This is a genomic window from Rhodococcus sp. NPDC059968, from assembly GCF_042738615.1.
Classification (GTDB): domain Bacteria; phylum Actinomycetota; class Actinomycetes; order Mycobacteriales; family Mycobacteriaceae; genus Rhodococcus_F.
The window spans coordinates 1-26,872 of sequence record NZ_JBHWUE010000113.1 but is presented as its reverse complement, the minus strand read 5'-3'; the positions used below and the strand labels follow the sequence as shown (position 1 = coordinate 26,872).

At 67.5% G+C, this 26,872-nt stretch carries 25 protein-coding genes and 2 pseudogenes; 7 read left to right on the top strand and 20 right to left on the bottom strand.

What is annotated here, in order from left to right:
- Positions 1 to 106: 106 nt before the first annotated feature.
- Positions 107 to 1,729, bottom strand: coding sequence for an AMP-binding protein (locus ACFWAY_RS45670; protein WP_378515224.1), 1,623 nt, complete (start codon positions 1,727 to 1,729; stop codon positions 107 to 109).
- A gap of 109 nt (positions 1,730 to 1,838) precedes the next feature.
- Between ACFWAY_RS45670 and ACFWAY_RS45665 the strand changes: the two genes are divergently transcribed.
- Both ACFWAY_RS45665 and ACFWAY_RS45660 read left to right on the top strand, forming a co-directional pair.
- Positions 1,839 to 2,714 carry a response regulator transcription factor gene (locus ACFWAY_RS45665; RefSeq protein WP_378515223.1) on the top strand — a complete coding sequence of 292 codons (876 nt, stop codon included), beginning with the start codon at positions 1,839 to 1,841 and terminating at the stop codon, positions 2,712 to 2,714.
- Positions 2,715 to 2,768: 54 nt separating this feature from the next.
- Positions 2,769 to 4,190: an APC family permease gene (locus tag ACFWAY_RS45660; protein WP_378515222.1), complete on the top strand. Its 1,422-nt coding sequence runs from the start codon at positions 2,769 to 2,771 to the stop codon at positions 4,188 to 4,190.
- 16 nt (positions 4,191 to 4,206) lie between these two features.
- Here the strand turns inward: ACFWAY_RS45660 and ACFWAY_RS45655 are convergent, their stop codons facing one another.
- From ACFWAY_RS45655 to dxr, 8 genes are all read right to left on the bottom strand, one after another.
- Positions 4,207 to 4,635, bottom strand: coding sequence for an AraC family transcriptional regulator (locus ACFWAY_RS45655; RefSeq protein ID WP_378450255.1), 429 nt, complete (start codon positions 4,633 to 4,635; stop codon positions 4,207 to 4,209).
- Positions 4,632 to 5,114: a GyrI-like domain-containing protein gene (locus ACFWAY_RS45650; protein WP_378450254.1), complete on the bottom strand. Its 483-nt coding sequence runs from the start codon at positions 5,112 to 5,114 to the stop codon at positions 4,632 to 4,634. Before ACFWAY_RS45650 ends, ACFWAY_RS45655 begins: the two co-directional genes overlap by 4 nt.
- 1 nt (position 5,115) lies before the next feature.
- A complete protein-coding gene (locus ACFWAY_RS45645) occupies positions 5,116 to 5,421 on the bottom strand; it encodes a hypothetical protein (protein WP_378450253.1) in 306 nt (101 codons plus the stop codon).
- A gap of 157 nt (positions 5,422 to 5,578) precedes the next feature.
- Positions 5,579 to 7,393, bottom strand: coding sequence for a penicillin-binding transpeptidase domain-containing protein (locus ACFWAY_RS45640; protein ID WP_378515226.1), 1,815 nt, complete (start codon positions 7,391 to 7,393; stop codon positions 5,579 to 5,581).
- Positions 7,394 to 7,446: 53 nt separating this feature from the next.
- Positions 7,447 to 8,283 carry a GNAT family N-acetyltransferase gene (locus tag ACFWAY_RS45635; protein ID WP_378515220.1) on the bottom strand — a complete coding sequence of 279 codons (837 nt, stop codon included), beginning with the start codon at positions 8,281 to 8,283 and terminating at the stop codon, positions 7,447 to 7,449.
- A gap of 94 nt (positions 8,284 to 8,377) precedes the next feature.
- Positions 8,378 to 9,535, bottom strand: a complete 1,158-nt coding sequence (ispG, locus tag ACFWAY_RS45630) for a flavodoxin-dependent (E)-4-hydroxy-3-methylbut-2-enyl-diphosphate synthase (RefSeq protein ID WP_378515218.1) — start codon at positions 9,533 to 9,535, stop codon at positions 8,378 to 8,380.
- 41 nt (positions 9,536 to 9,576) lie between these two features.
- Entirely contained in the window at positions 9,577 to 10,797 is a 1,221-nt protein-coding gene (locus ACFWAY_RS45625; protein WP_378515217.1) for a M50 family metallopeptidase, read from the bottom strand.
- A 6-nt stretch (positions 10,798 to 10,803) separates the two neighbouring features.
- A complete protein-coding gene (gene dxr, locus ACFWAY_RS45620; protein WP_378515216.1) occupies positions 10,804 to 12,000 on the bottom strand; it encodes a 1-deoxy-D-xylulose-5-phosphate reductoisomerase in 1,197 nt (398 codons plus the stop codon).
- Positions 12,001 to 12,081: 81 nt separating this feature from the next.
- Here dxr and ACFWAY_RS45615 point away from each other — a divergent pair, with 81 nt between their 5' ends.
- Positions 12,082 to 12,351, top strand: a complete 270-nt coding sequence (locus ACFWAY_RS45615; protein ID WP_378450248.1) for a DUF2631 domain-containing protein — start codon at positions 12,082 to 12,084, stop codon at positions 12,349 to 12,351.
- 79 nt (positions 12,352 to 12,430) lie between these two features.
- On the opposite strand, the gene rlmN is transcribed toward ACFWAY_RS45615, so the two are convergent.
- Positions 12,431 to 13,540 (bottom strand): 23S rRNA (adenine(2503)-C(2))-methyltransferase RlmN, encoded by a 1,110-nt coding sequence (gene rlmN / locus ACFWAY_RS45610; RefSeq protein ID WP_005240549.1) that lies wholly within the window; start codon positions 13,538 to 13,540, stop codon positions 12,431 to 12,433.
- A 114-nt stretch (positions 13,541 to 13,654) separates the two neighbouring features.
- On the opposite strand from rlmN, the gene ACFWAY_RS45605 reads away from it, so the two are divergent.
- Positions 13,655 to 14,068 (top strand): lipopolysaccharide assembly LapA domain-containing protein, encoded by a 414-nt coding sequence (locus ACFWAY_RS45605; protein ID WP_378515215.1) that lies wholly within the window; start codon positions 13,655 to 13,657, stop codon positions 14,066 to 14,068.
- Between the two features lie 83 nt (positions 14,069 to 14,151).
- Positions 14,152 to 15,003, top strand: a complete 852-nt coding sequence (locus ACFWAY_RS45600) for an HpcH/HpaI aldolase/citrate lyase family protein (protein WP_378515214.1) — start codon at positions 14,152 to 14,154, stop codon at positions 15,001 to 15,003.
- Positions 15,004 to 15,013: 10 nt separating this feature from the next.
- Here ACFWAY_RS45600 and ACFWAY_RS45595 read toward each other — a convergent pair whose 3' ends face one another.
- The 6 genes from ACFWAY_RS45595 to rpsB all read right to left on the bottom strand — a co-directional run bounded on the left by ACFWAY_RS45595 (position 15,014) and on the right by rpsB (position 20,068).
- A complete protein-coding gene (locus ACFWAY_RS45595; protein ID WP_378515212.1) occupies positions 15,014 to 15,715 on the bottom strand; it encodes a class I SAM-dependent methyltransferase in 702 nt (233 codons plus the stop codon).
- 10 nt (positions 15,716 to 15,725) lie between these two features.
- Positions 15,726 to 16,652, bottom strand: coding sequence for a phosphatidate cytidylyltransferase (locus ACFWAY_RS45590; RefSeq protein ID WP_378450244.1), 927 nt, complete (start codon positions 16,650 to 16,652; stop codon positions 15,726 to 15,728).
- 28 nt (positions 16,653 to 16,680) lie between these two features.
- The gene (gene frr, locus ACFWAY_RS45585; protein WP_378450243.1) at positions 16,681 to 17,238 is read right to left on the bottom strand and encodes a ribosome recycling factor; all 558 of its coding nucleotides are present in this window, start codon (positions 17,236 to 17,238) and stop codon (positions 16,681 to 16,683) included.
- A gap of 81 nt (positions 17,239 to 17,319) precedes the next feature.
- Entirely contained in the window at positions 17,320 to 18,048 is a 729-nt protein-coding gene (pyrH, locus tag ACFWAY_RS45580; protein ID WP_005240535.1) for a UMP kinase, read from the bottom strand.
- A 174-nt stretch (positions 18,049 to 18,222) separates the two neighbouring features.
- Positions 18,223 to 19,050, bottom strand: a complete 828-nt coding sequence (tsf, locus tag ACFWAY_RS45575; RefSeq protein ID WP_378450242.1) for a translation elongation factor Ts — start codon at positions 19,048 to 19,050, stop codon at positions 18,223 to 18,225.
- Positions 19,051 to 19,162: 112 nt separating this feature from the next.
- Positions 19,163 to 20,068: a 30S ribosomal protein S2 gene (gene rpsB, locus ACFWAY_RS45570; protein WP_378515210.1), complete on the bottom strand. Its 906-nt coding sequence runs from the start codon at positions 20,066 to 20,068 to the stop codon at positions 19,163 to 19,165.
- A gap of 243 nt (positions 20,069 to 20,311) precedes the next feature.
- Between rpsB and ACFWAY_RS45565 the strand changes: the two genes are divergently transcribed.
- The gene (locus ACFWAY_RS45565; RefSeq protein WP_378450241.1) at positions 20,312 to 20,914 is read left to right on the top strand and encodes a M23 family metallopeptidase; all 603 of its coding nucleotides are present in this window, start codon (positions 20,312 to 20,314) and stop codon (positions 20,912 to 20,914) included.
- Here the strand turns inward: ACFWAY_RS45565 and ACFWAY_RS45560 are convergent.
- Positions 20,911 to 21,934: pseudogene (locus tag ACFWAY_RS45560) on the bottom strand (MinD/ParA family protein). The gene ACFWAY_RS45565 and the pseudogene ACFWAY_RS45560 sit on opposite strands and share 4 nt — an antisense overlap.
- 124 nt (positions 21,935 to 22,058) lie before the next feature.
- A pseudogene (locus ACFWAY_RS45555) lies at positions 22,059 to 22,985 on the bottom strand (tyrosine recombinase XerC).
- An 85-nt stretch (positions 22,986 to 23,070) separates the two neighbouring features.
- On the opposite strand from ACFWAY_RS45555, the gene ACFWAY_RS45550 reads away from it, so the two are divergent.
- Complete coding sequence (locus ACFWAY_RS45550; protein ID WP_378515225.1) at positions 23,071 to 24,240, top strand: multidrug effflux MFS transporter; 1,170 nt, start codon at positions 23,071 to 23,073, stop codon at positions 24,238 to 24,240.
- Positions 24,241 to 24,258: 18 nt separating this feature from the next.
- Here ACFWAY_RS45550 and ACFWAY_RS45545 read toward each other — a convergent pair whose 3' ends face one another.
- On the bottom strand, positions 24,259 to 25,038 hold the full coding sequence (locus ACFWAY_RS45545) for a siderophore-interacting protein (RefSeq protein WP_378515209.1): 780 nt from the start codon (positions 25,036 to 25,038) through the stop codon (positions 24,259 to 24,261).
- A gap of 72 nt (positions 25,039 to 25,110) precedes the next feature.
- Entirely contained in the window at positions 25,111 to 26,658 is a 1,548-nt protein-coding gene (locus ACFWAY_RS45540; protein ID WP_378515208.1) for an acyl-CoA carboxylase subunit beta, read from the bottom strand.
- Positions 26,659 to 26,872: the final 214 nt, after the last annotated feature.

The window sequence follows — 26,872 nt, the reverse complement described above, 5'->3', positions numbered from 1 at the left end:
CGCCCTCCCCCGGGGGGCGGGGCTCCCCGGGCCCCCGTGGCGAGCCCCCCCCGGGGCGCTTAGCGGCCCCCCGCACCACCGTTAAAGGCGCACGGGCCCGGAGGGCCTACTTCTGGCGGAGCAGATACCGCTGCACCTTGCCGCTGGGAGTCTTCGGCAGGTTGGGGACGAAGTGCACGGTGCGCGGGTAGGCGTGCGCCGCGAACTTCTTCTTCACCAGCGTCTGCAGCTCGACCTCGAGTTCGCCGGTCCCGTCGACGCCCTCGCGCAGGACCACGAACGCCTCGAGTACCTCGCCGCGCAACTCGTCGGGCATCCCGACGACCGCGGCCTCGACGACGTGGTCGTGCATGACGAGCACGCTCTCGACGTCGAAGGGCCCGATCCGGTAGCCGGCCATGATGATCACATCGTCGTCGCGGGCGGAGAAGAAGTAGAAGCCGTCCTCGTCGGTCTGCCCGGCGTCGCCGGTGAGGTACCACCGACCGTCGGCGGTGAACCGCTGCGCGGTCTTCTCCGGAGCGTCGACGTAGCCGGTGAACCACATCAGCGGGCTGTTGTGCGTGTCGATCGCGACCCGGCCTGGGGTGCGCGGCGGCGCGATCGCGTCGGAGCCGTCCTCGAGGACGGCGCACGCCCACCCGGGCAGCGGTTTGCCCATGGACCCGTCGCGCACCTCTTCCCGCAGCCCGTCGGCCCAGGAGTTGGCGATGAACATGCCGTGCTCGGTCTGGCCGTAGTGGTCGCGGACGAACACGTCCAGGTTGGCCTCGGCCCACGAGATCACGTCGGGAGTGAGCGGTTCACCCGCGGACGACGCGCGCCGCAGTTTCACCGTCTCGGGGATCGGCGTGGGGTCGGCCCGCAGGCTGCGGTAGACGGTGGGCGCGGCGGCGAAGTTGGTGACGCCGAAGCGCTCCATCACCTGCCAGGTGAGGGGTGCGGAGAACCCGGCGTGCAGCAGGATGCTGCGGGTGCCCGCGGCGAGAGGCCCGAGCAGCGCGTAGTACAGGCCGTACGCCCAGCCCGGGTCGGCGGCGTTCCAGAACACGTCGTCCTTGCGGACGTCGAGGCCGAACTCCTGGTAGGCGTGGAACGACGCGAGGGCCCGCAGTCGCACCGCCACACCCTTCGGTGTTCCGGTCGTGCCGCTGGTGAACAACTGAACGAGGGGTCCGTCGCCGCCGACCGTGACGGACGCGCCCTTCGCATCCGCGGCGTCGTGCGACTCGACGAGCGTCGCGAAGTCGAGAGCATCGGAGTCGGACCCGCCCACGACGACGACCTGCCAGGACGCATCCGCGGGCATGTCTTCTCCGGGGGCCAGCTTGTCGAGCTGGTTGGCGTCGGAGACGACGACCTTCGCTCCGCTCGCACCCAGCCGGAACGCGATCGCCGGCGGCGCGAACGCGGTGAACAGGGGAACGTGGACGGCACCCCGGCGCCAGATGCCGAGCAGTGCGACGACCAGTTCGGCCGACTTGCCCATCAGCGTCGCGACGTGGTCACCCGGCTCGACGCCGAGGTCCGCGAGCGCGGCGGCGAATCGCGTCGACTGCTCGCGAAGGTAGCCGTAGGTGAGGTCCGTCGACGACAGATCCGATTCGACGACGGTGAACGCCACGTCGTCGGCGGGGTGTCGATCACACAACAGTTCCGCGGCGGACGCCGTCGGCGTGTCGTACTGGTCCAGCAGCTCACGCACGCGTGCGGTGGGATCGGTGGTCATGCGGTACTCCTTGTGCTCTCATGGCCCGTGACAGATGGTCGGGCCGTCGCCCGAACTCTCTACGGTTATGATCTAGCTCACAGACCGCTGTGACTACCCCCGGAAAGGGGTGACCGACTTGGTTGCTCGCGCACCGTCGCTGCTGCGCCCTCGGGACGGGGACGCTCTTCGCGGTGAACTGCGTTCCATCGCAGCTCACGGCGTCGCGCCGGTCCTGTTCGGCGGCGAGGTCCAGGACGGCACACTGCACCTCAGCGAGTTCGTCGGCACCCGCACCAACAACCTCAAGGGCCTCGCCATCCCCTCGCGTTCGGGACTCGGCGGCCGCGTGGTCGCCCAGCGCACACCCGCGGCGGTCAACGACTACGGCCGCTCCTCGACCATCACGCACCACTACGACCGGCCCGTCCTCAGCGAGGGGCTCCGGTCCATCCTGGCGGTGCCGGTCATGGTGCGGGGCAGCTCGCGCGCCGTGCTCTACGCCGCCATCCGCGACTGCGCACCGATCGGAGACCGCACCGCCGACATCGTCGTCGCGGCGTCGCGGCGCCTCGGCACCGAGATCGCCATCCGGGACGAGGTCGATCGCCGCCTCGAGATGATGAAGACGCTCGACGTGAACGGCGCCGGCGGCGCCACCACCGAGGAGCTCCGCGACATCCACGCGGAACTGCGGAGTGTCGCGCAGACCGTCGCCGACACGTCGTTGCAGGCCCGCCTCCGCGGGCTGTCGCAGCGACTGGCAGGCATTCTGCGGCCGGACGCCGACGGCGCCGACGAGGACCCCGCCGTCCACCTCACTCCACGCGAGATCGACGTCCTGTCCCACGTGGCCCTGGGATGCACCAACAGCGAAGCAGCACAGCGGCTCTCGGTGGGACCCGAGACGGTGAAGAGTTACCTGCGCAGTGCCATGAGCAAGCTCGACGCACGGTCGCGGCACGAGGCGGTGGTCACCGCGCGCAGGCTCGGGCTGCTCCCCTAGCGACACGCGTCTTCTCGAACGAGGGACGCAGGCGGTAGCGAAAGGCGGTGGATCATGGGATCGACAGCGGACGCCACGAGTTCGAACGCACCGGATTCGAATTCGCCCGAACAGCCGAGCCTCAAGCGGGTGATGGGCCCGGGGCTGCTACTGCTGTTCATCGTCGGAGACATCCTCGGCACCGGGATCTACGCGCTCACCGGAAAGGTGGCCAATCAGGTCGGGGGCGCGGTGTGGCTGCCGTTCCTGGTGGCGTTCGTCGTCGCGATCATCACCGCATTCAGTTATCTGGAGCTGGTCACCAAGTTCCCGAAGGCCGCGGGCGCCGCGCTGTACACGCACAAGGCGTTCGGGGTGCACTTCCTCACGTACATGGTCGCGTTCGCGGTGATGTGCTCGGGAATCACGTCCGCGTCGACGGCGTCGCGGGCGTTCGCCGCCAATTTCGTCGAGGCGTTCCACCTCGACTTCTCCACCGGGATCGGCATCACCCTGCTCGGTCTCGGCTTCATGACGCTGGTGGGTCTCGTCAACTTCCGCGGGGTCAGCGAGAGCGTCAAGACCAACGTCGTACTCACCTGCGTCGAGCTGTCCGGTCTCCTGATCATCATCATGATCGGGCTGTGGGCCCTCGGCGTCGGAGACGGCGACTTCTCCCAGGTGGCTACGTTCGACACCGGCGACCGGTCCGCACTCGGCGCGGTCGTCGCGGGCACCGCCCTCGCCTTCTTCGCGATGGTCGGGTTCGAGGACTCGGTCAACATGGCCGAGGAATGCAAGGAACCGAGCCGCATCTTCCCCAAGGTCCTGCTGACCGGGCTGATCATCACCGGCTGCATCTACGTGTTCGTGTCGATCACCGCGATCGCCCTCGTGCCGGTGAGCGAGCTCGGCGAGGGTGACACTCCGCTGCTGAAGGTCGTTCAGGCCGGGGCGCCCGGGTTCCCGATCGGGATCTTCGCGTTCATCACCATGTTCGCCGTCGCCAACACGGCGCTGATCAACATGCTGATGGCAAGCCGGTTGCTGTACGGCATGAGCCGGGAGGGCGTCCTGCCTCCCCCGCTCGGCAAGGTTCACACCACGCGGCGCACGCCGTACGTTGCCATCGTCTTCACCACGATCCTCGCCTTCGGCCTCATCACGTTCGTCGGTGAGGTCCCCGAACTCGGCGGCACCACCGCGCTACTGCTTCTGGGCGTGTTCACCATCGTCAACATCACCGTGCTCGTCCTGCGCAAGCAGCCGGTCGAGCACAAGCATTTCCGGGTGCCGACCATCCTGCCGATCATCGGCGCCCTCACGTGCGGCTTCCTCGTCACTCCTTTCGCCGACCGTCCCGCGGTGCAGTATCAGATCGCGGGCGTTCTCCTCGGAATCGGTGTCGTGCTGTGGGCCGGGACCGTCGTCGTGAACAAGAGGCTCGGCAAGGGCGGGCCCGAGATCGACCCCGAGAAACTCGCCGAGCACGAATGACCCGCCCGTTCGCCGCTCAGTACAGCGAGAGGAACAGTTCGACCGACCCGTCCGGATGATGTACCTCGAGGTCCTCGGTGAAGGCGCGTTCGATCCGGCCGCGCGCCGCCGCGTAGTCGGCGACGCTCCACGTCTCGGCGAGCGCATCCGGTTCCGATTCGTCCGCGCAACAGAATCGGGCGAAATAGCCGGAACGTACGCCGACCAGGACGTCGCCGTGCTCCATCTTGTCGATCGAATCGCACGGGTGTCCTACGACGACCGTGAAGGTGCGCGGCGGCGGGGAGGCCGCGTAGACGACGAAGATCTCGGAGATCCCCCGATCCCTGATCCGCTCCACCGTGTAGTCGACGAGTTCCCGGCCCGGCCCGGGACGTCCGGGTTTACCCTCGGGAATGGTCAGGCCCACAAACGATTCGGCCGCCCGCTTGACGATCTCGATCATCGCTTCTCACCCACCGCACTCGACGGCGCCCCGGACTCGTCCACGTGGATCGGAATGTACAGGTCCACGGCGTACGCGTGGGGATACGCTTCGAGGTCCCCGGTGTACGTCCGCTCGATGTCACCGTTCGTCTCCGCCTCGCTGACCTGCGCCCACAGCCGGAGCATCACGTCGGGAAACATTCCCCGCGAGGAGAACTTGGCGTACGTGCCGGGCGGGATCCGCGAAATGACGTGACCCCGCGTGGCGTCGTCCACCGTCGCGCACTCGTACCCGACGATCTGGGTGTAATAGGACTCGACGTCGGGTGCGAAGTCGATGTAGGTGGACGCGAGCGGCCCCCCGACCTCGTGGTGGAGCACTCTCGTCCAGGCGCGGTCGAGGCGAGGGTCGCTCAGCTTCCCCAACGCTCGCTGGGGGCTTCGCACTGGTAGACCGGCCACCAGGGTCTCGCCGCGCTCGATGATCTCGAAGCCCATGTCAGATCGCATCCTCGAGAACGTGTGCGTCGCGAACGCCGACGCAGGGCACCCCTCGAGCCCGCGCCAGCTGCATCGCCATCGCATCGGACGGCGAACAGAGTCCGTCCAGGACGTCCTCGGTCGCGATCGCGCAGACGACGTCGCCCTCACATTCGCTGATCGATTCGATTCCGCGTTCGGAAGCCCACTGCCGCAACGCAACCCACCGCGTCAGCTCGGTGCCGGCGCCCGGGCGCCCGACGAACAACACCCTCCGGGTGCCGTTCGCTGTCTCCACGCGATTGACTTCTGCACTGATGGTCATGGTCCGACTTCCTGTCCACGTTGGCTTTTCGATCCCGACTGTGCGGGTTCTTCCGTCTGCAACCAACTATGGACCGCCCCGGCGGCCGAGTCTGTCCACCGATCAGCCCCTGAACAGGATGAATTCCGCGTCCCCCGATCGGTGGACAGCGGCCGCGTCAGTACCCCTCGGGCAGCGCGGCGAACATGTCGCGGGTAACGGCGACGGCATTGTCGGAACTGCCGCCGCGCACCACCAGCGTCGCGAACGCGAGGTCGCCGCGGTAGCCGACGAACCAGGCGTGCGAACCGCCCTCGACCTCGGCCTCACCCGTCTTGCCGTACACCTCGCCCTGGTCTTCGATCCGCTCGGCGGTACCGCTCGTCACCACGAGGCGCATCATTCCGCGCAGCCCGTCGACCATCTCCGGGCTGATCTGCGGACGCTCGCCGTCGATCGTGGTTTCCCGTCCGGCGATCAACCGCGGCACGGGCGTCGAACCGTGTGCGATGGTCGCGGCGGCCAACGCCATCCCGAACGGGCTCACCACCACCTTGCCCTGCCCGAATCCGTCCTCGGTTCGCTGCACCAGATCCTCGGCCGGCGGCACCGAACCCGAGTCCGTCGGCAGGCCCACCACTTCGTAGTCGGGCCCGATTCCGTACTGCGACGCCGCGACCGTCAGTGCGTCGGGCCGCATCTCGCTGGCAAGTTTCGCGAACGATGTGTTGCACGACCGGGCGAACGCCGTCGCCATCGGCACGGTACCGAGCGCGAATTCGTTGTAGTTCGGGACGCTGCGCTCACCGATCTCGATGCGTCCCGGACACGGCACCATCGTGTCGGGTGTCGCGATGCCCGAGGAGATCGCGGCGCCTGCGGTGATGATCTTGAATGTCGAACCGGGCGGATACAGTCCGGTGAGCGCGACCGGTCCGTCCTTGTCCGCGGCCTTGTTCTGCGCGACGGCCAGAACGTCGCCGGTCGAGGGCTGGATGACGACCATCATCGTCTGGTCGGTGCGCGCATTGACGGCGTTCTGCGCGGCGATCTGGATGGGACGGTCGAGACTGATCGAGAACGACGGGGAGGTCTGCGGCGCCGTCTCGGTGAGCACGTCCGTGTCGACACCGTTCTGGTTGACCGTCACCACACTCCAGCCGGCCTTGCCGTCGACCTCGTCGATCACGGTCTTCTTCACCTGACCGACCAGATCGGGTGCGAAGTTCCGGTCGGTGGCCACGAGATCCGCCTCGTCGGACACGCTCACACCGGGAATGGCGCCGAGCACGCCGGCGACCTGTTCGTAGTCGTCCGACCGGAGCCTGGTGACGAGGTAGTCGCCCTTGACCGCCGTCGCCGATTCGGCGATCGACTGCGCAGTGAGCGTGTTGTCGAACGTGGCAAGCGCCGACGCGAGGGACTGCGCGCTGCCGATCACGTTGCCCGACTGCGCCGCATCGACCTTCACGCGGTACACCACGCCGGGCACGAGGACGTCCGACCCGGAATGCTCGTTGACCCGCGCCCGCGGGGGGGCAGTGGAACGCAGCGACATCGTCTGCCGATCACCCAGCCGGGGATGGACGTTGGTGGAACTCCAGCGCACGGCCCAGTCGCCGCCGCGCCGCCCCATCTGGAGTTCACCCGAATACGTCCACACCCGGTCCTTCGGCAGATGCCATTCGTACGTGTACCCGACGGTGGCCGTGTCACCGCTGACGTGAACGTCCGTCGTCCGGGCGTCGAGAGACTCCGCCTGCAGCGCCGTCCACGCGGACTCGAGGGCCTGGCGGGCGACGTCGGGGCGATCCGACAGATCGGCGGCCTGCTCCGGGTGCTGCTCGGCGAACGCCGTCAGAAACGCCTGCGCGGCCGGTTCCGGACCGTCCGGTCTCGGCGTGCACGCCGTGAGACCCACCGTCAGCACAGCGGCGCCGCAGAGGGCGATCGACTGGACGACGCGTAAGCGAGAATATGGCCGCAGGTTCATCGCCGCCCATGGTATGTCGGCGGACACCGCCGACACGGTAGGCGGACAGCGAGTCAGTCCAGGAGAATTGTCGCGAACGTCGCGACCTGGCTGAAGCCGATGCGCGCGTACGCGCTGCGAGCCACCGTGTTGAAGCTGTTGACATAGAGGCTGGCGATGCGGCCCTCGGCGATGACGGCCTCCGCGACCGTCGCGGTACCCGCCGCCCCGAACCCGTGTCCGCGATACATCGGATGCACCCAGACACCCTGGATCTGCCCCACCCGTGAAGACACCGATCCAACCTCGGCCTTGAACACCACCTGGCCGTCGTCGAATCTGGCCCACGCCCGGCCGGCGGCGATGAGATTGGCGACGCGGCGGCGGTACCCTCGTCCGCCGTCATTGGCGCGGGGATCGATGCCGACCTCTTCGATGAACATCGCGACCGCGGCCGGCAGATACTTCTCGAGTTCGTGCATCCGCACCTGCCGGACCAAGGGATCCGGGCGGCATTGCGGGGTACTCGCCAGCGCCAGCAGCGGCTGGTCGGCCCGGACCTCGCGGGCAGGCCCCCAATCCATCTCGAGCATCTCCCACAGCGGCAGCGTCAGTTCTGCCCTGCCGACCAGCGACGAACACATCCGCGGCGTGCGACAGGCCCGGTCGGCGAACGCCCGCATGTCGTCGATGCTGCCGCGCAGCGGCACGAAGTTCGCGCCCGAGAAGCACAACGATTCGAGCGGCCCGCCCCGACTCCACAACTCTCCGTGGATCATCCGGGGATCGATGCCGCCCTCTTCGACGCGAGCGGCAACCATGCAGGCGGCGACAGGATCGGCGTCGAGAACGCGAAGCACGTGTGCTGCGTCCCGACTGCTCAACTGTTTGGCACCGAGGAGCTTGAGCATCTACCCAACCTTGTCAGCTAGTGGACCTGCCCACCAGATTGCCATGAACTCGCCGGAAACGGGAGACGTTTCGTTGCCCGCTGCCTGCGCCGACTCAGCTGACCGTCACGACAGGTGATCCGGACGTCGCATCACCCTCCATCTCCTCGGCGATCCGCATCGCTTCCTCGATCAGGGTTTCGACGATCTGCGCCTCCGGAACCGTCTTGATGACCTTTCCCTTGACGAAGATCTGCCCCTTGCCGTTGCCGGACGCGACACCCAGGTCGGCCTCGCGGGCCTCACCGGGACCGTTGACGACGCACCCCATGACGGCGACGCGCAGCGGGATCTCCATACCCTCGAGACCGGCGGTGACCTCGTCGGCCAGCGTGTACACGTCGACCTGGGCGCGCCCGCACGACGGGCAGGACACGATCTCGAGCTTCCGGGGCCGCAGGTTCAGCGACTGCAGGATCTGCGTGCCGACCTTGATCTCCTCGGCTGGCGGGGCGGACAGCGACACCCGGATGGTGTCGCCGATGCCGTCGGCCAGCAGCGCACCGAACGCCACCGCCGACTTGATCGTGCCCTGGAACGCCGGACCGGCCTCGGTCACCCCGAGGTGCAGCGGATAGTTGCACTGCGCCGCCAACTGCCGGTAGGCCTCGACCATGATCACCGGGTCGTTGTGTTTCACCGAGATCTTGATGTCGCCGAACCCGTGTTCCTCGAACAGTCCCGCCTCCCACAGGGCGGACTCGACGAGCGCCTCCGGCGTGGCCTTGCCATACTTCTGCATCAGCCGGGGGTCGAGGGAACCGGCATTGACGCCGATGCGGATCGGGATGCCTGCGTCGCCCGCGGCCTTCGCGACCTCCTTGACGCGTCCGTCGAACTCCTTGATGTTGCCGGGGTTCACGCGGACGGCCGCGCAGCCCGCGTCGATGGCGGCGAAGATGTAGCGGGGCTGGAAGTGGATGTCGGCGATGACCGGGATCTGACTCTTCTTCGCGATGGTCGCGAGCGCGTCGGCGTCCTCTTGCCGCGGGCAGGCGACACGGACGATGTCGCAGCCGGACGCCGTGAGTTCGGCGATCTGCTGCAGGGTGGCGTTGACGTCGTGAGTCTTGGTGGTGCACATCGACTGCACGGATACCGGGAAGTCGCTGCCGACACCGACAGTTCCGACCTGGAGCTGGCGAGTCTTGCGGCGGGGTGCGAGAACGGCGGCCGGGCCTTCGGGCATACCCAATCCGACAGGGCTGGTCACGTGGGTGCCTTCTTTCGTAGCTTCAAGTCCGAGTTTAGCGATCACTGGAAGAGCTTGATCGGGTTGACGATGTCGGCGGTCAGGGTGAGGAGCATGTATGCCCCGCCTATGACGATCACCACATAGGTCACGGGCAGAAGCTTCATGTAGTCGACGGGTCCCCCGCTGGGCAGTCCGCGTCTGCTGCGGAACCAGTCCCGGACCCGCTCGTACAGGGTGACCGCCATGTGTCCGCCGTCGAGCGGCAGCAGCGGCAGGAGGTTGAACATTCCGAGGAAGAAGTTCAGGCTCGCGAGGAGCAGCACGAACGCCTCCCAGATGCCCTGTTCGGCGATCTGACCGCCGATGACGCTGGCGCCGTACACGGAGATCGGGGTCTCCGGGTCGCGTTCGCCGCCCGTCACCGCATGCCATAGGTCGACGGCCTTGCTCGGCATCTGCACGAGCCGCTCGGCGGTCATCACGAACATGTCGCCGGTGAACTCGAACGAGGCGGGCACCGCCGAGAGGGCCGAGTGCTCGACGACGCTCGGGGTCGCCCCGATGCCGATGGCACCGACCGTCGCCTCGTGAGGTTCGGTCTCCCCCTCTTCCTGGACCCAGCGCTGCACCTGCTGGACCGGGACGACGATCGTCTGCTCTTCGCCGTCCCGCTCGATCGTGAAGTCCACCGGGCCGGACAGCGGACGTGTGGCCGCAGCCACGTCGGCGAACGAGGGCGTGTCCTTGCCGTCGACCGCGGTGACGACGTCGCCGGTCCTGATGCCCGCCTGCTCGGCGGGGCCCGGGCCGGTGCACTCGGACAGGGCGTAGTCGGGGCCGGGACCCTGGGTGGGCGCAGCACACCCGACCGAGCCGACGACCGCGTCGGTGGAACGGTTGAGGTCGGGCAGCCCCCACCCGACTGCGAGGACGTAGACCAGCACGAGCCCGAGGACGAAGTTCATGCCGATGCCGCCGGACATCACCGCAAGGCGCTTCCAGGTCGGCTTCTTGTACATGGCCCGGTCTTCTTCGTCCGGTTCGAGTTCGTCCAGCGCCGTCATCCCGGCGATGTCGCAGAACCCGCCGAGCGGGAGCGCCTTGAGCCCGTACTCGGTCTCACCGCGGCGGAAGGAGAAGACCTTGGGTCCGAAACCGATGAAGTACCGGCGGACCTTCATGCCGGTGGCCTGCGCCACCCACATGTGCCCCGCTTCGTGAAGTGCGATCGACAGTGCGATCCCGAGGGCGAAGAGAACAACGCCCACTGCGAACACCATGCAGTTCTAGCCTTCCTGCTTCACGAGCTGACGTGCTCGCTCACGTGCCCAGCCGTCGGCGGCCAGTACGTCCTCCACGGTAGCCGGTGGCGCCGACCACTCGTCCGCCTCGGACAGCACGGAGGCGACGGTGCGGACGATGCGCGGGAATCGGATGATCCCGTCCAAGAATGCCTGAGCCGCGACCTCGTTCGCAGCGTTGTAGACGGCGGTGAGGCATCCGCCACCCTTGCCTGCCTCGCGGGCGAGGTCGACGGCGGGGAAAACCTGCGAGTCGAGTGGCTCGAACTCCCAGGTGGATGCGGTGCTGAAGTCGCAGGCCGCGGCGGCACCGGCAACCCGGTGCGGCCAGCCGAGCGCCAGGGCGATCGGGAGTTTCATGTCGGGTGGGCTGGCCTGCGCCAGCGTCGACCCGTCGGTGAACGTGACCATCGAGTGCACGATGGACTGCGGGTGAACGGTGACGTCGATCCGGTCGTAGTCGACGCCGAACAGCAGGTGGGTCTCGATCAGTTCGAGCCCCTTGTTGACGAGTGTCGCGGAGTTCAGCGTGTTCATCGGCCCCATCGACCACGTGGGGTGGGCACCGGCCTGCTCGAGTGTGACCGATTCGAGCCGATCGGCCGTCCAGCCGCGGAACGGTCCGCCAGAGGCGGTGAGAACCAGCCGGTCCACCTCGTCCGCGCTGCCGCCCCGCAGGCACTGGGCCAGCGCGGAGTGCTCGGAGTCGACCGGCACGATCTGTCCCGGAGCCGCCGCGGCCGTGACGAGGGGACCGCCGGCGACGAGCGACTCCTTGTTGGCGAGGGCGAGCCGCGCGCCGGACTCGAGCGCGGCCAAAGTCGGCTCCAGTCCCAGCGAACCGACGAGTGCGTTGAGCACGACGTCCGCTTCCGTGGTCCGCACGAGTTCGGTGACGGCGTCCGGTCCGCTCAGCACGCCGGGCCGACCCAGCGATGCGGCCGCCCGCGGATCCGCGACTGCGACGGAGGACACACCCGTCTCACGAATCTGCCTGTCCAGCAGTTCGACGTTTCCGCCGCCTGCCGCGAGTCCCACCACCGTGAACTTGTCCGGGTTGGCGGCCACCACCTCCAACGCCTGGGTACCGATCGAACCTGTGCTGCCGAGCAGCAGGACGCGAGTGGGCCTGTTTTCATCCACCCACCCATTGTTCCTGATGAAATGCGGACTGCCCGCCATGGATGGCCCCGCTACATACGACGGGCAGTCGTATGTCACGATATGTCGAGTAGCGCAACCGAATCTGCAGGAGGATCGATCGTGGCCGGTACCCAGTTGGAGCCCTCGTCCAGCGACCCCATCGTGGCCGCACACATCGACACCGCGGAGGTCCCGTCGGCAGCGTGGGGCTGGAGCGGTGAGGCGCCGAAGACGTTCCGGTTCTTCGGATGGCTCTTCGCCGTGTTCCTGCTGCTCATGATCATCGGCAACCACACCGGCGAGATCGAGGACCTGTGGCTGATCGGCTGCGCGGCCCTGATGGTCCTGATCCTCGTTCGCGACATCGTCCTGCGGCGCAAGCCCCGGTAGCACCGAACCACGAACGAACCCCTCGCCCCGATCACTCGGGGACGAGGGGTTTTGTCGTTTCTGTCTGCGCGGCGGAACCTCAGTTCTCGGCGGCGAGCTGCCCGCAGGCGGCTGCGATCTCCTGGCCGCGGGTGTCCCGCACGGTGCAGGACACACCCTGCGCCAGCACGCGCCGGACGAATTCCTTCTCCACCGGCTTCGGGCTCGCGTCCCATTCACTGCCCGGTGTGGGGTTCAGCGGAATGAGATTCACGTGCACCAGCGGCCCGAGCGCCTTGCGCAGCTTCTTGCCCAGCAGGTCGGCGCGCCACGGCTGATCGTTCACGTCCCGGATCAGCGCGTACTCGATCGAGACGCGGCGGCCGGACTTGTCCGCGTAGTAGCGGGCGGCGTCGAGGACCTCCGCCACCGACCAGCGGTTGTTCACGGGGACCAGGGTGTCGCGCAGTTCGTCGTCCGGGGTGTGCAGAGACACAGCCAGCGTGACGCTGAGGTCCTCGTCGGCGAGCTTGCGGATCGCGGGCGCCAGACCCACCGTCGACACCGTCACGGAGCGTTGCGACAATCCGAGGCCGTCGGGGGCGGGCGACGTGATGCGGCGCACGGCGGCGACCACTCGCTTGTAGTTGGCGAGCGGCTCCCCCATCCCCATGAAAACGACGTTCGACAACCGGCCCGGACCCCCGTGGACGTCACCGTCGCGCAGAGCGGCCGCGGCGGCGCGTACCTGGTCGACGATCTCGGCGGTCGACAGGTTGCGTTGCAACCCGCCCTGACCGGTCGCACAGAACGGGCACGCCATTCCGCACCCCGCCTGACTGGAGATACACAGCGTCGCGCGGTCGGGGTAGCGCATGAGGACGCTTTCGAGCAGCGTCCCGTCGTTCGCCTTCCAGAGCGTCTTGCGGGTGTCACCGCCGTCGCAGGCCAGGTGCTTGACGGGGGTCAGCAGCGTCGGGAACAGGGCCGCGCCCACCTGCTCGCGCACGGCGGCGGGGAGATCGGTCATCTTCTCCGGATCCGCCTCGAGCCGCGCGTAGTACTGCCGCGCCAGCTGGTCGGCCCGGAACCCGGGCAGACCCAGCTCCTTGACGGCCTCCCGCCGCTCGGCGGAGTCGAGGTCCGCGAGATGCTTGGGCGGCATCCCACGCCGGGGCGCGGTGAAAACGAGGGGAAGCGAGACAGCCATAGTTTCTCCATTGTCCCATTGATTCGGGGGTCGTTGTCGTGCGGATGCCTGATCGACGTCGTTTCGCCGCCCGATGCGCATGCGGAACCCGCCCAGGTGGGTGAAGATCAACTTATGTCGACAACACCGGACGACCCCTCGAACTTCCCGCCGGACGTCCCGGCCGGCCGTGGTCCGAGCACCGGACCGGTGCCCACGGACCCGCCGCACCCCGACACCACACCGGCCGGCACCGAGCATCCCGACGTCGCACGCCGCAAGGGCATCAAGCACACCCGGGTCGGCGCCACCTGGACCGGTCTGGTGATCGGAATCGTCGTTCTGGTACTGCTTCTCGTGTTCATCCTGCAGAACCTCGACAGCGTGACCCTCGAAATGTTCACCTGGGAATTCACCCTCCCGCTGGGCGTCACACTGCTGTTCGCGGCGATCGCCGGCGCGGTGATCATGGCCCTCGCGGGCGGTGTCCGCATCATCCAGATCCGCCGGGCAGCGAACCGGCAGCGGCGCCTGAACAGTAATTTCTAACTGAACAATAGTTACGCAAGTGGATTGCGCAGACGCTGAGCGAGCAGAATTACTGTCGTGGATATCACCGGAACGGCACGACTGTGAAGGCCGACATGGAGACGACTGTGGCACCGCGTATCGCGGCTGAACAAGCACGATCCTGGCTGCTGGTTCCCGCCGGCAAACCCGAGGGTTTCGAGGCGGCCCATGCCAGCGCCGCCGACGCCGTCATCCTCGACCTCGAGGACGCCGTCACCCCCGACCGCAAACCCCAGGCCCGCGCCGACGTCGTCGCCTGGCTCGGCGAGAACCGGCGCGCGTGGGTGCGGATCAACGACGCGACCACCCCCTACTGGGCGGACGATCTGGCAGCCCTGAACGGTGTCCCCGGACTCGAGGGCGTCATGCTCGCCAAGACCGAGAGTGGAATGCAGGTCGACGCCACCGCCGAACGGCTCCCCGAGGGCACGAAGGTGCTCGCCCTCGTCGAATCCGCGATGGGACTCGAGGCCGCACCCGAGATCGCCCGGACGGAGGCCACGTTCCGGCTCGCGTTCGGCAGCGGCGACTTCCGCCGCGACACCGGGATGGACGATTCGCCGCTGGCGATGGCCTATCCCCGATCCCGTCTGACGGTCGCCAGCCGGGCCGCCCGGATCGCACCGCCGATCGACGGCCCCACCCTCGGCACCGACGTCGACGCCCTGATCCGTGCGTCGGCGCTCACCCTGTCTATGGGGATGAGCGGCAAACTGTGCATGACCATCGCGCAGACGGCGCCGGTCAACGACGCACTGAGCCCCTCCCCGGCCGAGGCCGAATGGGCCCGCGATGTGATCGCGGACCTCGGCGAGGACGGCTCCCGGGTACGGGACGGCAGCGACCTCCCCAAGCTGGCGAAGGCCAAGAAGATCAACGCGCTCGCGAAGCTCTTCCACATCGCACCGCGCTGACGACACCCGGTCAGAGCAACTCCAGCCCGGCGGGCTTTCGACGGACGTGCACGCGGTAGCGCACGTCGAGAGCCACGCCGGGTGTCTGCGCGAACGCCGTGGATGCCGTCTTCTTGCTGAACTCGATACCGAGCACTCCGCGCAGCGATTCCCGATCCGGGAATCGCCATCGCGTCTCCACGCGCACCAGGTCGAACCCTTGCGCGGCAAAGAAGGCCTCGACGGTCGCCGGGTTGTACTGCGGCAGGTCGGCCCGCATCCATTCGCCGTAGGGATGGGCCGTCGCATCGAGATCGACTACCACGAGCGCGCCGCCCGGGCGCAGCACTCGCATCACCTCGCAGATTCCGCGGCCGCAGCCGGGACCGAAGAAATAGGCGGTCCGCGCGTGCACGACGTCGACGCTCGCGTCGCCAAGGGGTATGCCCTCGGCCGAGCCCTCGGTCACGCGGACGTTCGGCAGGTGCCCGACTCGTGTGCGAGCACGTTCCAGTAGCGGCGGATGCGGTTCGATTCCGTAGACCGTGGCCGCGGACTCGGCGAAGACCGGGAGGTGGAAGCCGGAGCCGCAGCCCACGTCGGCGACGGTGCCGCCGGTCCAGTCGACGGCCCCGCGCAGGTGCCGGAAGATCGCCCCGTCCACGTCCTGGGCACGATTCTCGACCTCGTACCACTCGGGCCAGTGCCAGATGTTCGGGCTGGGGATGGTCACGGCAGGACGGTCAGACGAGGACCGTGAGCACCAGCCACGTCACGAACGCCGACGGCAGCAGGGAATCGAGACGGTCCATGATGCCGCCGTGCCCGGGAAGCAGGGTGCCCATGTCCTTGATGCGAAGCTCTCGCTTGACCTGGGATTCGATGAGATCGCCGAGCGTGGCGGTGACCACCAGGACGACACCGAGGAGCACGCCGATCATCGAGTTCTCGTCGAGGATCAGGGTGACCGTGAGCAGGCTGCCGATGACGCAGAACAACAGCGAACCGAAGAACCCTTCCCACGACTTCTTGGGGCTGATCGCCGGCACCATCGGATGCTTGCCGAACAGCACACCCGCCGCGTAGCCGCCCACGTCGGAGCAGACCACGCCGATCATCAGGCACAGCACCCGCCCGGCGCCGTCGTCCTGCAACACCATCAGCACGGCGAACGACGCCAGCAGCGGAATCCAGGAGGCGACGAACACGGTGATCGCGGTGTCCCGGAGGAAATTCTGCGGTGTCGCCTTCAGCCCGTGGTCGAACAGCCGCCAAACCATGCAGACCAGCACCGTCCCCGCGAAGGCGCTGAGCACCCCGACCGGGCCGAACGGCCACCCCAGCCACAGGATCGCCTGGCCGCCGGCCAGCAGCGGGATCCGGGGGGCGCTGATCCCGGCCTCACGCAGGCGCTTGGTGACCTCCCAGGTGGCCACGGCCATCGCGACGGCCACCACGCCGATCCACACCAGCGGCACGTAGACGAGGATCAGGATCAGCGCGACGCCGAGACCGACGCCCACGCCGATCGCGGCGGGGAGGTTACGCCCGGCCTTCGACTTCGCGGCCGGGGCCGCCTCCGACGCGGCCGCACCGTCGGAGACCGGTTCCGAGGGGTCGCCCTCGGAGATGGGTCCCCCTGGGGTCCCGTGTTCTGCTGGCACGGTCACTGTCCCCGATCCACTCCTCGTCTCGTGACTAAACTTCCAGTAACTCGGCTTCCTTGTGCTTCACCAGCTCGTCGACGTGCGCGACGTACCGGGCGGTCGTCTTGTCGAGTTCCTTCTCGGCCCGGCCGACCTCGTCCTCGCCTGCCTCGCCGTCCTTCTGGATCCGGGACAGCTCGTCCATCGCCTTGCGGCGCACGTTGCGCACGGACACCTTCGCGTCCTCGCCCTTGGACTTGGCCTGCTTGACCAGCTCGCGGCGGCGTTCCTCGGTGAGCTGGGGTACGGAGATCCGGATCAGGTTTCCGTCGTTGGACGGGTTCACGCCGAGGTCGGAGTTCCGGATCGCCGTCTCGATGGCGTTGAGCTGCGAGGGCTCGTACGGCTTGACGACGACCAAGCGCGCCTCCGGCACATTGATGCTGGCGAGCTGGGTGATCGGGGTGAACGCGCCGTAGTAGTCGATTCCGATGCGATTGAACATGCCAGGATTCGCGCGGCCCGTGCGGATCGATCCGAGATCGTCCTTGGCCACCGTGACAGCCTTCTCCATCTTCTCCTCGGCTTCGAAGAGAGCTTCATCAATCACGGCTGTTCCTCCATGTCGTTCTGCATCGATTCGTCACTGCCTCTGTTTCGAGAAAACCCTGTGTCGAGCGTGTCACTCGCGTCATGACTTGACGAGCGTTCCGATCTTCTCACCGGACACTGCCCGAGCGATATTCCCCTCGGTCAGCAGATTGAACACCATGATCGGCATCTCGTTGTCCATACAGAGGCTGAAGGCCGTCGCGTCGGCGACCTTGAGCCCCTGTTCGATGACCTCACGGTGCGTGATCTGCGTGTACATCGTCGCGGTCGGGTCGAGATTCGGGTCCGCGGTGAACACGCCGTCGACGGCCTTGGCCATCAAGACGACCTCGGCGCCGATCTCGAGTGCACGCTGCGCCGCGGTCGTGTCGGTCGAGAAGTAGGGCATGCCCATGCCGGCGCCGAAGATCACGACGCGGCCCTTCTCGAGGTGACGCTGAGCGCGCAGCGGAATGTAGGGCTCCGCCACCTGCCCCATGGTGATCGCCGTCTGCACGCGGCTGTCGATGCCCTCTTTCTCCAGGAAGTCCTGCAGAGCAAGGCAATTCATCACGGTGCCGAGCATGCCCATGTAGTCGGAACGCGCGCGGTCCAAGCCTCGCTGCTGCAGTTCCGCACCACGGAAGAAGTTGCCGCCGCCGATGACCACCGCCACCTGCACCCCGGATCGCACGACCTCGGCGATCTGTTCCGCGACCTTGGTTACCACGTCGGGGTCGAGGCCGACCTTGCCACCACCGAACATTTCTCCGCCGAGTTTGAGAAGGACTCGATGGAATCCCGTACGTTCGTTGGCTGGTTCGGACATTGCTCTCCTCAGTTCCACAGCACTCGTCGATTTCGACAGCGGCCGAGCGCACCCACGCGCTTACTCGACCCATTCAGACGGCCATCTTCATCCTGCCTCATCAGGACGGTGGCGGTATACGTAGGCCCCGCCGGGCGAGCGCACTCGTCCGACGGGGCCATACGACTCACACGACTAGCTCGAAGCACCGACCTCGAAGCGAACGAAGCGCTTGATGGTGACGCCGGCCTCGTCGAGGATCGCCTTGACGGACTTCTTGGAGTCCTGCACCGAGGACTGCTCGGTCAGCACGACGTCCTTGAAGTAGCCGTTGACGCGGCCTTCGATGATCTTCGGCAGAGCCTGCTCCGGCTTGCCCTCGGCGCGAGCGGTCTCCTCGGCGATGTGACGCTCGCTGGCGACGATGTCCTCGGGGACCTCGTCACGCGTGACGTACTTGGCCTTGAGCGCCGCAACCTGCATGGCGGCACCGCGAGCGGCCTCCGCAGCAGCGTCACCCTCGCCGGTGTACTCGACGAGGACGCCGACGGCGGGGGGCAGGTCGGCGCTGCGCTTGTGCAGGTAGACCGCGACCGGTCCGTCGAACGAGGCGATCTTGCTCAGGACGAGCTTCTCGCCGATCTTCGCGGACTGCTCCTGGATGACGGTGTCGACCGTCTTGCCGTCGAGTTCGAGCGCCTTGAGCGCGTCGACGTCGGCGGGCTTCGCTGCCGCCGCGACCGTGACGATCGACTCGGCGAGCTTCAGGAAGTCCTCGTTCTTCGCGACGAAGTCCGTCTCGCAGTCGAGCTCGAGCAGGACGCCGTCCTTGGAAACGACCAGGCCCTCGGCCGTGGTGCGCTCGGCACGCTTGCCCACGTCCTTGGCGCCCTTGATGCGCAGCTGCTCCACAGCCTTGTCGAAGTCACCCTCGGCCTCAGCGAGAGCGTTCTTGCAGGCCATCATTCCGGAGCCGGTGAGCTCGCGGAGCCGCTTGACGTCAGCGGCGGTGTAGTTCGCCATGGTGAGCGAGCCTCCTCATATGTCTGTCGGGACGTAAGTCAGGGTAGTACTCGGACCAGACCGTCAAACGGCCCTGACCAAAAGATCTCTGGTCAGGGCCGTTTGCATCGGATCAGGCCTCGGTGGAGGGAGCCTCTGCTGCGGCGGGGGCCTCGGCAGCCGGAGCCGCCTCTGCCTCAGCTGCGGGAGCGGCCTCTGCGGCGGGCGCTGCCTCTGCGGCGGGCGCTGCCTCTGCGGCGGGCGCTGCCTGCGAGAGCAGTTCCTGCTCCCACTCGGCGAGGGGTTCGCCGGCGCCGGCCTCGGGCTTCGCGTCCTTGTCGGCGCTCAGTCCGGCACGGGCCTGCACGCCCTCGGCCACCGCGGAAGCGACGACCTTGGTGAGCAGGGCGGCGCTGCGGATGGCGTCGTCGTTGCCCGGGATCGGGTAGTCGACGAGGTCGGGGTCGCAGTTGGTGTCCAGGATCGCGATGACCGGGATGTTCAGCTTGCGAGCCTCGGCAACGGCCAGGTGCTCCTTGTTGGTGTCGACGATCCACACCGCGGAGGGGACCTTGGCCATGTCGCGGATACCACCGAGAGTGCGGTCCAGCTTGGTCATCTCACGCGTGAGCATGAGGATTTCCTTCTTGGTGCGACCCTCGAAGCCACCGGTCTGCTCCATGGCCTCGAGCTCCTTGAGGCGGAGAAGACGCTTGTGGACGGTGGTGAAGTTGGTGAGCATGCCGCCGAGCCAACGCTGGTTGACGTAGGGCATCCCGACGCGAGTGGCCTCGGCCGCGATGGATTCCTGGGCCTGCTTCTTGGTGCCGACGAAGAGGACGGTGCCGCCGTGGGCAACGGTCTCCTTGACGAATTCGTACGCCTTGTCGATGTACGTCAGCGTCTGCTGCAGGTCGATGATGTAGATGCCGTTGCGGTCGGTGAAGATGAAACGCTTCATCTTCGGGTTCCAACGACGGGTCTGGTGACCGAAGTGCGTGCCGCTGTCGAGCAGCTGCTTCATTGTTACGACAGCCATGGCTGTGTATCTCTCTTTCATTGCCGGTTGATGCGGAGCATCACAAGACGCTCCACCCTGGCGCCCGCAGACCATCGGACTCACACCGAGATGCGAGACCAGCCGATGGCCGATAACCTGCGCGGGCGCGCGAAGTCGGACTGTGGGAGCACAGACCGCTCGATCAGTGTACGGCCTCCACGCCGAACGCCCTAACCGCCCCTGCCACACCGCGGCCACCCGCGCAAGGGTTTTGCGGGATCTGTGGACAATGCGCAGTCGATCCACATTCTCGTCCGCTGCCCGTTCATCGGCCCGGACGTGCGGGATCGTCGAGCCATGACGGAGTTCGGGGCGATTCTGCGGGTGCTCACGGCGGCGGCCACGGCTTCGACCCTGCTGACGGCCGCGGTTCTCCTCGCTCCGCCCGCCGATGCCGCGCCGACCGGCGACTTCGACTGGCCGCTGCACCCACGACCGCGGGTGGTCCGGGCGTTCGACAATCCCGAGCGCGACTGGCTTCCGGGCCATCGCGGCGTGGATCTGGGTGGCGTGCCCGACGAGGCGGTGCTGTCCGCGGGGGCGGGCGTGGTGGTGTTCGCCGGCACGGTGGCGGGCAAACCCGTCGTCTCCGTCGACCACCCGGGTGGCCTCCGCACCACGTACGAACCGGTGACCGCCCGGGTTACCCCCGGGCTGCGCGTCGGCCGCGGCACCGTCCTCGGCACGCTCGAACCCGGGCACCCCGGCTGCATCGCACCCGTCGCAGCGTGCCTGCACTGGGGTCTTCGCCGCGACCGCGAATACCTCGACCCGCTCGGACTCGTCCGCGTGGCGCCGGTACGGCTCGAACCCGTCGGCGGCTAGCGCCACTCCGCGACGGCGTGCCTGCCTGCCGACTCCGGGAAGTCATCCGCGACCATCGCCGCGAGTTCGACGAACGCCTTCCGCGTCGCTGGACGCAGCAGATCCAGATCCACCACCGAACCCTCGGCGAGGTGCTCGTCGAACGGCACCACCTTCACGGCCCGGCACCGGAGCAGGAAGTGATTGGTCAGTTCCGTCATGTCGATCGTGCTCGAGCCGGGCCTGGCGGCGCTGATCACGACGACCGTCCGCGAGACCAGGTGCCCGTAACCGTGGTGCTGCAACCAGTCCAGCGTGGCGGCGGCACTGCGGGCGCCGTCGATTGCCGGCGAGCTCACCAGCACGAGGGAATTGGCGAGTTGCAGGACGCCGTTCATCGCCGAATGCATGATTCCGGTGCCGCAGTCGGTGAGGATGATGTTGTAGTACACCTGCAGTATGTCGATCACCTGCCGTAGTCGTCCTCGCTGAATGCCTCGGAGATCGCCGGGTCCTGTTCGCTCGCAAGCACCTCGAGACGGCTCGGCGCCTGCGACGTGTGGGCCCGCACATCCGAGTAACGCCGGATGGTCGACTCCGCCGCGATGAGATCACGGACGGTCGAATGCGTCTGCAGGGGCACGCGTTGCGCGAGTGTCCCGAAGTCGGGGTTGGCGTCGACGGCGATCACGCAGTCGCCGCGCAGTGACGCGAACGTCGAGCCCAGCCCGATCGTGGTCGTCGTCTTGCCGACGCCGCCCTTCAAGGACAGGAACGCAATGCGATAGTCCCCCTGGATCGGCTGCCGGATGCGGTCGAGCAGTGCCGCTTCGCGCGCCTCCCCTGCCGACTCCCCGGATTCACCGACCCCCCGGTGAGCCGGTGCAGTCCGCGCCGCCACCCTCGGCTCGGCGCCCTGCGTGCCCGTTCGAGGAGAGCATCCGCCACCAGATCCTGGCTGGTCACCTGATGCCGGCTCGGCTCCGGGGCGGGACCGTCCCAGGACTGCTGCCCCCATGGATCGGCCGCGCTGTCGCCCACCGGGGCGCCGCCACCGTCTTTCAGCCAGGACGGCTGCGGTCGAGTCAAGTCTTCGCGGTCCACTACTTCCCCGGGATAGTGCAGAAACAACTGCAGATTCGTGGCGCGACGCTACCAAACCGGGTCAGGCCCGGGGATGCGCCTGATCGTGCACCGCGCGGAGCCTCGCCACGGACACGTGGGTGTAGAGCTGAGTGGTCGCGAGGCTGGCGTGTCCGAGGAGTTCCTGCACGACGCGCAGGTCGGCGCCGCCTTCGAGTAGGTGTGTGGCCGCCGTGTGGCGCAGGCCGTGCGGGCTCAGGTTCGGTGCGCCGGGGACCGCGGAAAGGACCTCGTGGACGACGCTGCGGGCCTGCCGCTGGTCCAGACGCTTCCCTCGTTTGCCCAGGAGAAGCGCCTGCCCGGAACTGTCCGTCGCGACGGCGGGCCTGCCGACGTGGAACCAGAGGTCCACGGCGTCGGCGGCCGGTTTCCCGTACGGCACGGAGCGCTCCTTGTCGCCCTTGCCGATCACGCGCAGCAGCCGCCGTTCGCGATCGCCCGTACCGAGGTCGAGGCCGCACAGCTCCCCCACCGTATTCCGGTCGCATAGAGCAGTTCGACGATGAGACGGTCACGCAGGGCGATCGGATCGTTCTGCTGCGCGCCCGATTCGGCGGCGTCCATCACAATCGGCCGCCTGCGACTGTCGCAGCACCGGGGGCAGCGTCCGGTGGGCCTTCGCGGCGCCCGACCGGGCGCCGGGATCGGTGGCGATGCGCCGGGTCCGGAGCAGCCACGCTGTGAAGTTGCGCACCGACGACGTCCGCCGGGCGAGGGTCGTCCGGGCGATCCCGGCCGCCGCCTGGCCCGCGAGCCACGACCGCAGCACCTGGATGTCAAGCTCGCCGCGGTGCGCCTCCGGTGACGTCGACAACCAGTGCTGCAGCAGCGACTTCGCGTCCGCGACGTACGCCTTCACGGTGTGCTGCGATCGGCCGCGTTCGAGCCCGAGATGCCGCGCGTACTCCTCGAGTACCAGCTCCAACGGTGCCGGTAGGTCGCTGCTCATAGAGGCAACAGTCGACTCGGACGGAAGATAAATCAAGCAGCCGCGCCGCTAGAGTTCTTTTGTGCAGCGAACGATCTCCATCCCCATGTTGTGTGTCCTGGCGTTACTGTCCGCGATCGCCCCGCTGGCCACCGACATGTATCTCCCCGGCCTCCCCCTGATGACGGAGAGCCTGAACACGTCGGCGCCGAGCGTGCAGTTGACATTGACCACGTTCATGGCCGGGCTCGGCATCGGTCAGCTCGTCGTCGGACCGCTGTCGGACGGCCTCGGACGCCGGCGCCTGCTGATCGGCGCCACCGTCGTGACGACCCTCGCCGCGATGGCCTGCGCTCTCGCGCCCACCGTCGAAACCCTCATCGCTGCACGACTTTTCCAGGGATTGAGCGGTGGCGCGGCGATCGTGCTCGCACGCGCCTGCATCGCCGACCGAGCCCGCGGTGACAACGCCGCCCGGCTCTTCAGCATCATGATGATCATCGGCGGGGTCGCGCCGGTCGTCGCACCGCTGATGGGTGGCGCCCTGCTCGGACCGGTCGGCTGGCGAGGGATCTTCTGGGTTCTCACCGCCGCGGGTGTGGTGATGTTCGCGGGAGTGCTGATCCTCGTCCCGGAGACGCTTCCCGTGGAGAACCGGCACGGCGGCGGGCTCACCGCACTGGTCCGAAATCTGCGTTACGTCGTCGGCAACCGGGTGTACCTGGGTTATGCGTTCACGTTCATGTTCGGGTTCGTCGCGCTCTTCTCGTACATCTCCGCGTCCCCGTTCGTCGTGCAGAACGTCCTCGGGCTCAGCCCGGGACAGTTCTCCATGGTGTTCGCGGTGAACGCCGCGGGCATGGTGAGCGCCGCGATCGTGAACACGCGGCTCGTGGGCACATTCCACGCCCGGCAGCTGCTGGGTTTCGGGGTCACGCTCCTCCTGGCAGCGGGCGTCGTGCTGCTGCTCGCCGCGACGCTGATCGATTCCTCGCCGTGGTGGGCGATCCTGATTCCGCTGTTCGTCTCGGTGTCGAGCATCGGTTTCGTGATGGGCAATGCGACGGCGCTGGCTCAGGGCGAGGTGACCAAGGCGTCCGGGACCGGGTCCGCACTCCTCGGCGCCGGCCAGTTCGGCCTCGCCGCGGTGGTCTCGCCGCTCGTCGGCATCGCCGGCCCGGACACCGCAGTTCCGATGGCCGTCGCGATCCCGGCGGCGGGCGCCGTGGCGATGCTGTCACTGCTGGTGCTGACGCGGCGGACGCACATCTCGTAGCGCGTCCGCCGCACCGGGTCAGCGGGAGGCACCCTCGCTCGCGGCGAGCTCGGACTTCCACACTCGGAAGCCTTCCTCGGTGCGACCGCGACGCCAGTAACCGGAGATCGACGCGGCCGAGGCGGCGACGCCCCGCTCCTTGCGCACATAGGAGCGGAGGTTCTGCATGACGGCCTGCGCCTCGCCGTGAATGAACACCTGCGCCGTTCCGGGCAGCCACGCGGTCTCGCGCACTGCCGCGACGAGGGGCGCGTTGTCCCCCGACGCCTCTTCGCCGATCCGGTCCGGCGTGTCGCCGCGGTGGATCCACGTGACGTCGACGCCCGCGGGCGAGTCGAAGGCGATTTCGTCATCCGGGCCGGCGACCTCGATGATCACCCGTCCGACCGCCGACGCGTCCAGCTTCTCGACGGACGCGGAGATGGCGGGAATTGCGGTCTCGTCACCCGCGAGCAGGTACCAGTCGGCAGCCGGGTCCGGCGCGAACGCGCCACCGGGGCCGCGCAGCCGGAGGAAGTCACCGGCCGCCGCGGACGCCGCCCATGGTCCGGCGACACCGGCGTCGCCGTGCACCACGAAGTCGATCGCGATCTCCCGCTTCACCGGATCCACCGACCGGATCGTGTACGTGCGCAGGACGGGCTCTTCGGGACTCCCGAACTCGAGTTTCGCGTACGCATCGGTGAAGGCATTCGGAACGAAGCTGTCGAATCCCGGGTCGCCGAGGAATACCCGCACCATGTGCTGGGTCAGCCATTCGGTCCGGAGCACGGTCAGTGTCGCAGTCGGCTTTGCCACAGGCATCTCTCCAATGAACTCAAGTTGGTTAGTGTTGCCTAACTACGGTACAGGAGCGACTGCCGACGGCGGTCAGAGCGGAATCAGGTGGTGCTTCTGCTCACCGCGGGCGGAGCGTTTGTCACGGAGCAACGTCAGCGCTCGCCGGATCTCGAGCCGGGTGGCGGACGGTTCGATCACAGCGTCGATGTAGCCGCGCTCGGCGGCCGAATACGGTGTCGCGACGTTCTCGTTGTAGGCGTCGACCAGTTGCTTCCGCATCGCCTCCCGTTCCTCGCCGGCAGCTTCGAGTTCGCGGTGGTAGAGGAGACTGATCGCGGCCTCGGCGCCCATGACCGCGATGCGTGCGGTCGGCCATGCGAAGTTCACGTCGGCACCGAGTTGCTTGCACCCCATCACCGCATATCCACCGCCATAGGACTTGCGCACCACCACAGTCACTTTCGGCACCGTGGCCGCCGCGAATGCCTGCAGGAAGCGGCCGCCGCTGCGGAGAACACCGTTCCGCTCCTGTTCCAGCCCGGGCAGGAAGCCCGGTGTGTCGACGACGAACACGAGCGGAATCTCATAGGCGTCACAGATCCGCACGAAGCGGGCCGCCTTGTCGGCGCTGACCTGATCCAGTGCCCCGCTGAGGAATTGGGGCTGGTTGGCCACCACTCCGACGGATCGTCCGTCCACGCGGGAGAATCCGGTGATCACGTTCGGTGCCGTCTGCGCGGCAAGTTCGTGAAAGTCGCCGTCGTCGAAAATGTTCAGCAGCAGGTCGTGCATATCGTAGGCGGCGTTGTCGGCGTCCGGCATGAACTGGTTCAACGCCAGATCGTTGTCGGTGATCTCGGGTTCGAGTCCCGGGTTCACAATGGGTGCCTCTTCGTGCCTGCTGGACGGGAGGAAGCCGAGATAGTCACGCACCCAGGCGAACGCCGCCTTTTCGCTCGGCGCGACGTGGTGCACGTTCCCGTTCTCGGCCTGGGCGCGGGCGCCGCCGAGTTCGTCGAGGGTGACGTCTTCACCGGTGACGGATTTGATGATTCCGGGTCCGGTGACGAACATGTATGCCTGCTCGTCGACGGCGACAACGAGATCGGTGTTGATCGGTGCGTACGCCGCACCGCCCGCGCATTTGCCGAGGAGGATCGAGACCTGCGGGCACACTCCCGACAGTGGGATCTGGCGGCGGCCCATTTCGGCGTACCAGGCGAGCGACGTGACAGCGTCCTGTACGCGTGCGCCGCCGGAGTCGTTGATGCCCACGCAGGGGCAGCCGATCCGCGCCGCGAATTCGATGATCGATGCGACCTTGCGACCGAACATCTCTCCCACGCTGCCACCGAACACGGTGTGGTCGTGCGAGAACACCGCCACCGGACGCCCGTCGACGGTTCCGTGGCCGGTGACGACGCCGTCACCGTAAGGGTTGTCGGGGGCTCCCGGGTTCCTCGCCATCTGTCCGACCTCGATGAAACTGCCGCGGTCGAGCAGCATCCGAATCCGTTCGCGGGGTCCCGGCAGACCTTTCTCCTTGCGCCGCGCGATCGCCCTCGGGCTCCCCGGATTCAGCGATTGCTCTAGCCGATTCTCCAGGTCAGCGAGCAGTTCCGCCGTGGTCCTCGTCATGTGAGATTCCTCCTCGAGACGCACCCGCGAGCGGACTGCACTCCCGGAGCGCCGGTAGTTGCCTCATCGGAGACCGTACGTCCACCGACCGGGCGCTGCATCGGTGAGCCGACTGGACTCTAAACCTGGAAGCACCGATTGGTATGAGCGCGTGAGAGTGTCATAAAAGCGAAATGCCCTGTCGTAGTGGAAGAATAAGACTTCTCAAGGGTCA

Excerpts from the sequence above, each read along its gene's own strand:
- ACFWAY_RS45670 (WP_378515224.1), bottom strand. The coding sequence starts at position 1,729 with ATGACCACCGATCCCACCGCACGCGTGCGTGAGCTGCTGGACCAGTAC.
- ACFWAY_RS45660 (WP_378515222.1), top strand. The coding sequence starts at position 2,769 with ATGGGATCGACAGCGGACGCCACGAGTTCGAACGCACCGGATTCGAAT.
- ACFWAY_RS45655 (WP_378450255.1), bottom strand. The coding sequence starts at position 4,635 with ATGATCGAGATCGTCAAGCGGGCGGCCGAATCGTTTGTGGGCCTGACC.
- ACFWAY_RS45650 (WP_378450254.1), bottom strand. The coding sequence starts at position 5,114 with ATGGGCTTCGAGATCATCGAGCGCGGCGAGACCCTGGTGGCCGGTCTA.
- ACFWAY_RS45645 (WP_378450253.1), bottom strand. The coding sequence starts at position 5,421 with ATGACCATCAGTGCAGAAGTCAATCGCGTGGAGACAGCGAACGGCACC.
- ACFWAY_RS45640 (WP_378515226.1), bottom strand. The coding sequence starts at position 7,393 with ATGAACCTGCGGCCATATTCTCGCTTACGCGTCGTCCAGTCGATCGCC.
- ACFWAY_RS45635 (WP_378515220.1), bottom strand. The coding sequence starts at position 8,283 with ATGCTCAAGCTCCTCGGTGCCAAACAGTTGAGCAGTCGGGACGCAGCA.
- ACFWAY_RS45625 (WP_378515217.1), bottom strand. The coding sequence starts at position 10,797 with ATGGTGTTCGCAGTGGGCGTTGTTCTCTTCGCCCTCGGGATCGCACTG.
- dxr (WP_378515216.1), bottom strand. The coding sequence starts at position 12,000 with ATGGCGGGCAGTCCGCATTTCATCAGGAACAATGGGTGGGTGGATGAA.
- rlmN (WP_005240549.1), bottom strand. The coding sequence starts at position 13,540 with ATGGCTGTCTCGCTTCCCCTCGTTTTCACCGCGCCCCGGCGTGGGATG.
- ACFWAY_RS45605 (WP_378515215.1), top strand. The coding sequence starts at position 13,655 with ATGTCGACAACACCGGACGACCCCTCGAACTTCCCGCCGGACGTCCCG.
- pyrH (WP_005240535.1), bottom strand. The coding sequence starts at position 18,048 with ATGTCCGAACCAGCCAACGAACGTACGGGATTCCATCGAGTCCTTCTC.
- tsf (WP_378450242.1), bottom strand. The coding sequence starts at position 19,050 with ATGGCGAACTACACCGCCGCTGACGTCAAGCGGCTCCGCGAGCTCACC.
- rpsB (WP_378515210.1), bottom strand. The coding sequence starts at position 20,068 with ATGGCTGTCGTAACAATGAAGCAGCTGCTCGACAGCGGCACGCACTTC.
- ACFWAY_RS45550 (WP_378515225.1), top strand. The coding sequence starts at position 23,071 with ATGTTGTGTGTCCTGGCGTTACTGTCCGCGATCGCCCCGCTGGCCACC.
- ACFWAY_RS45540 (WP_378515208.1), bottom strand. The coding sequence starts at position 26,658 with ATGACGAGGACCACGGCGGAACTGCTCGCTGACCTGGAGAATCGGCTA.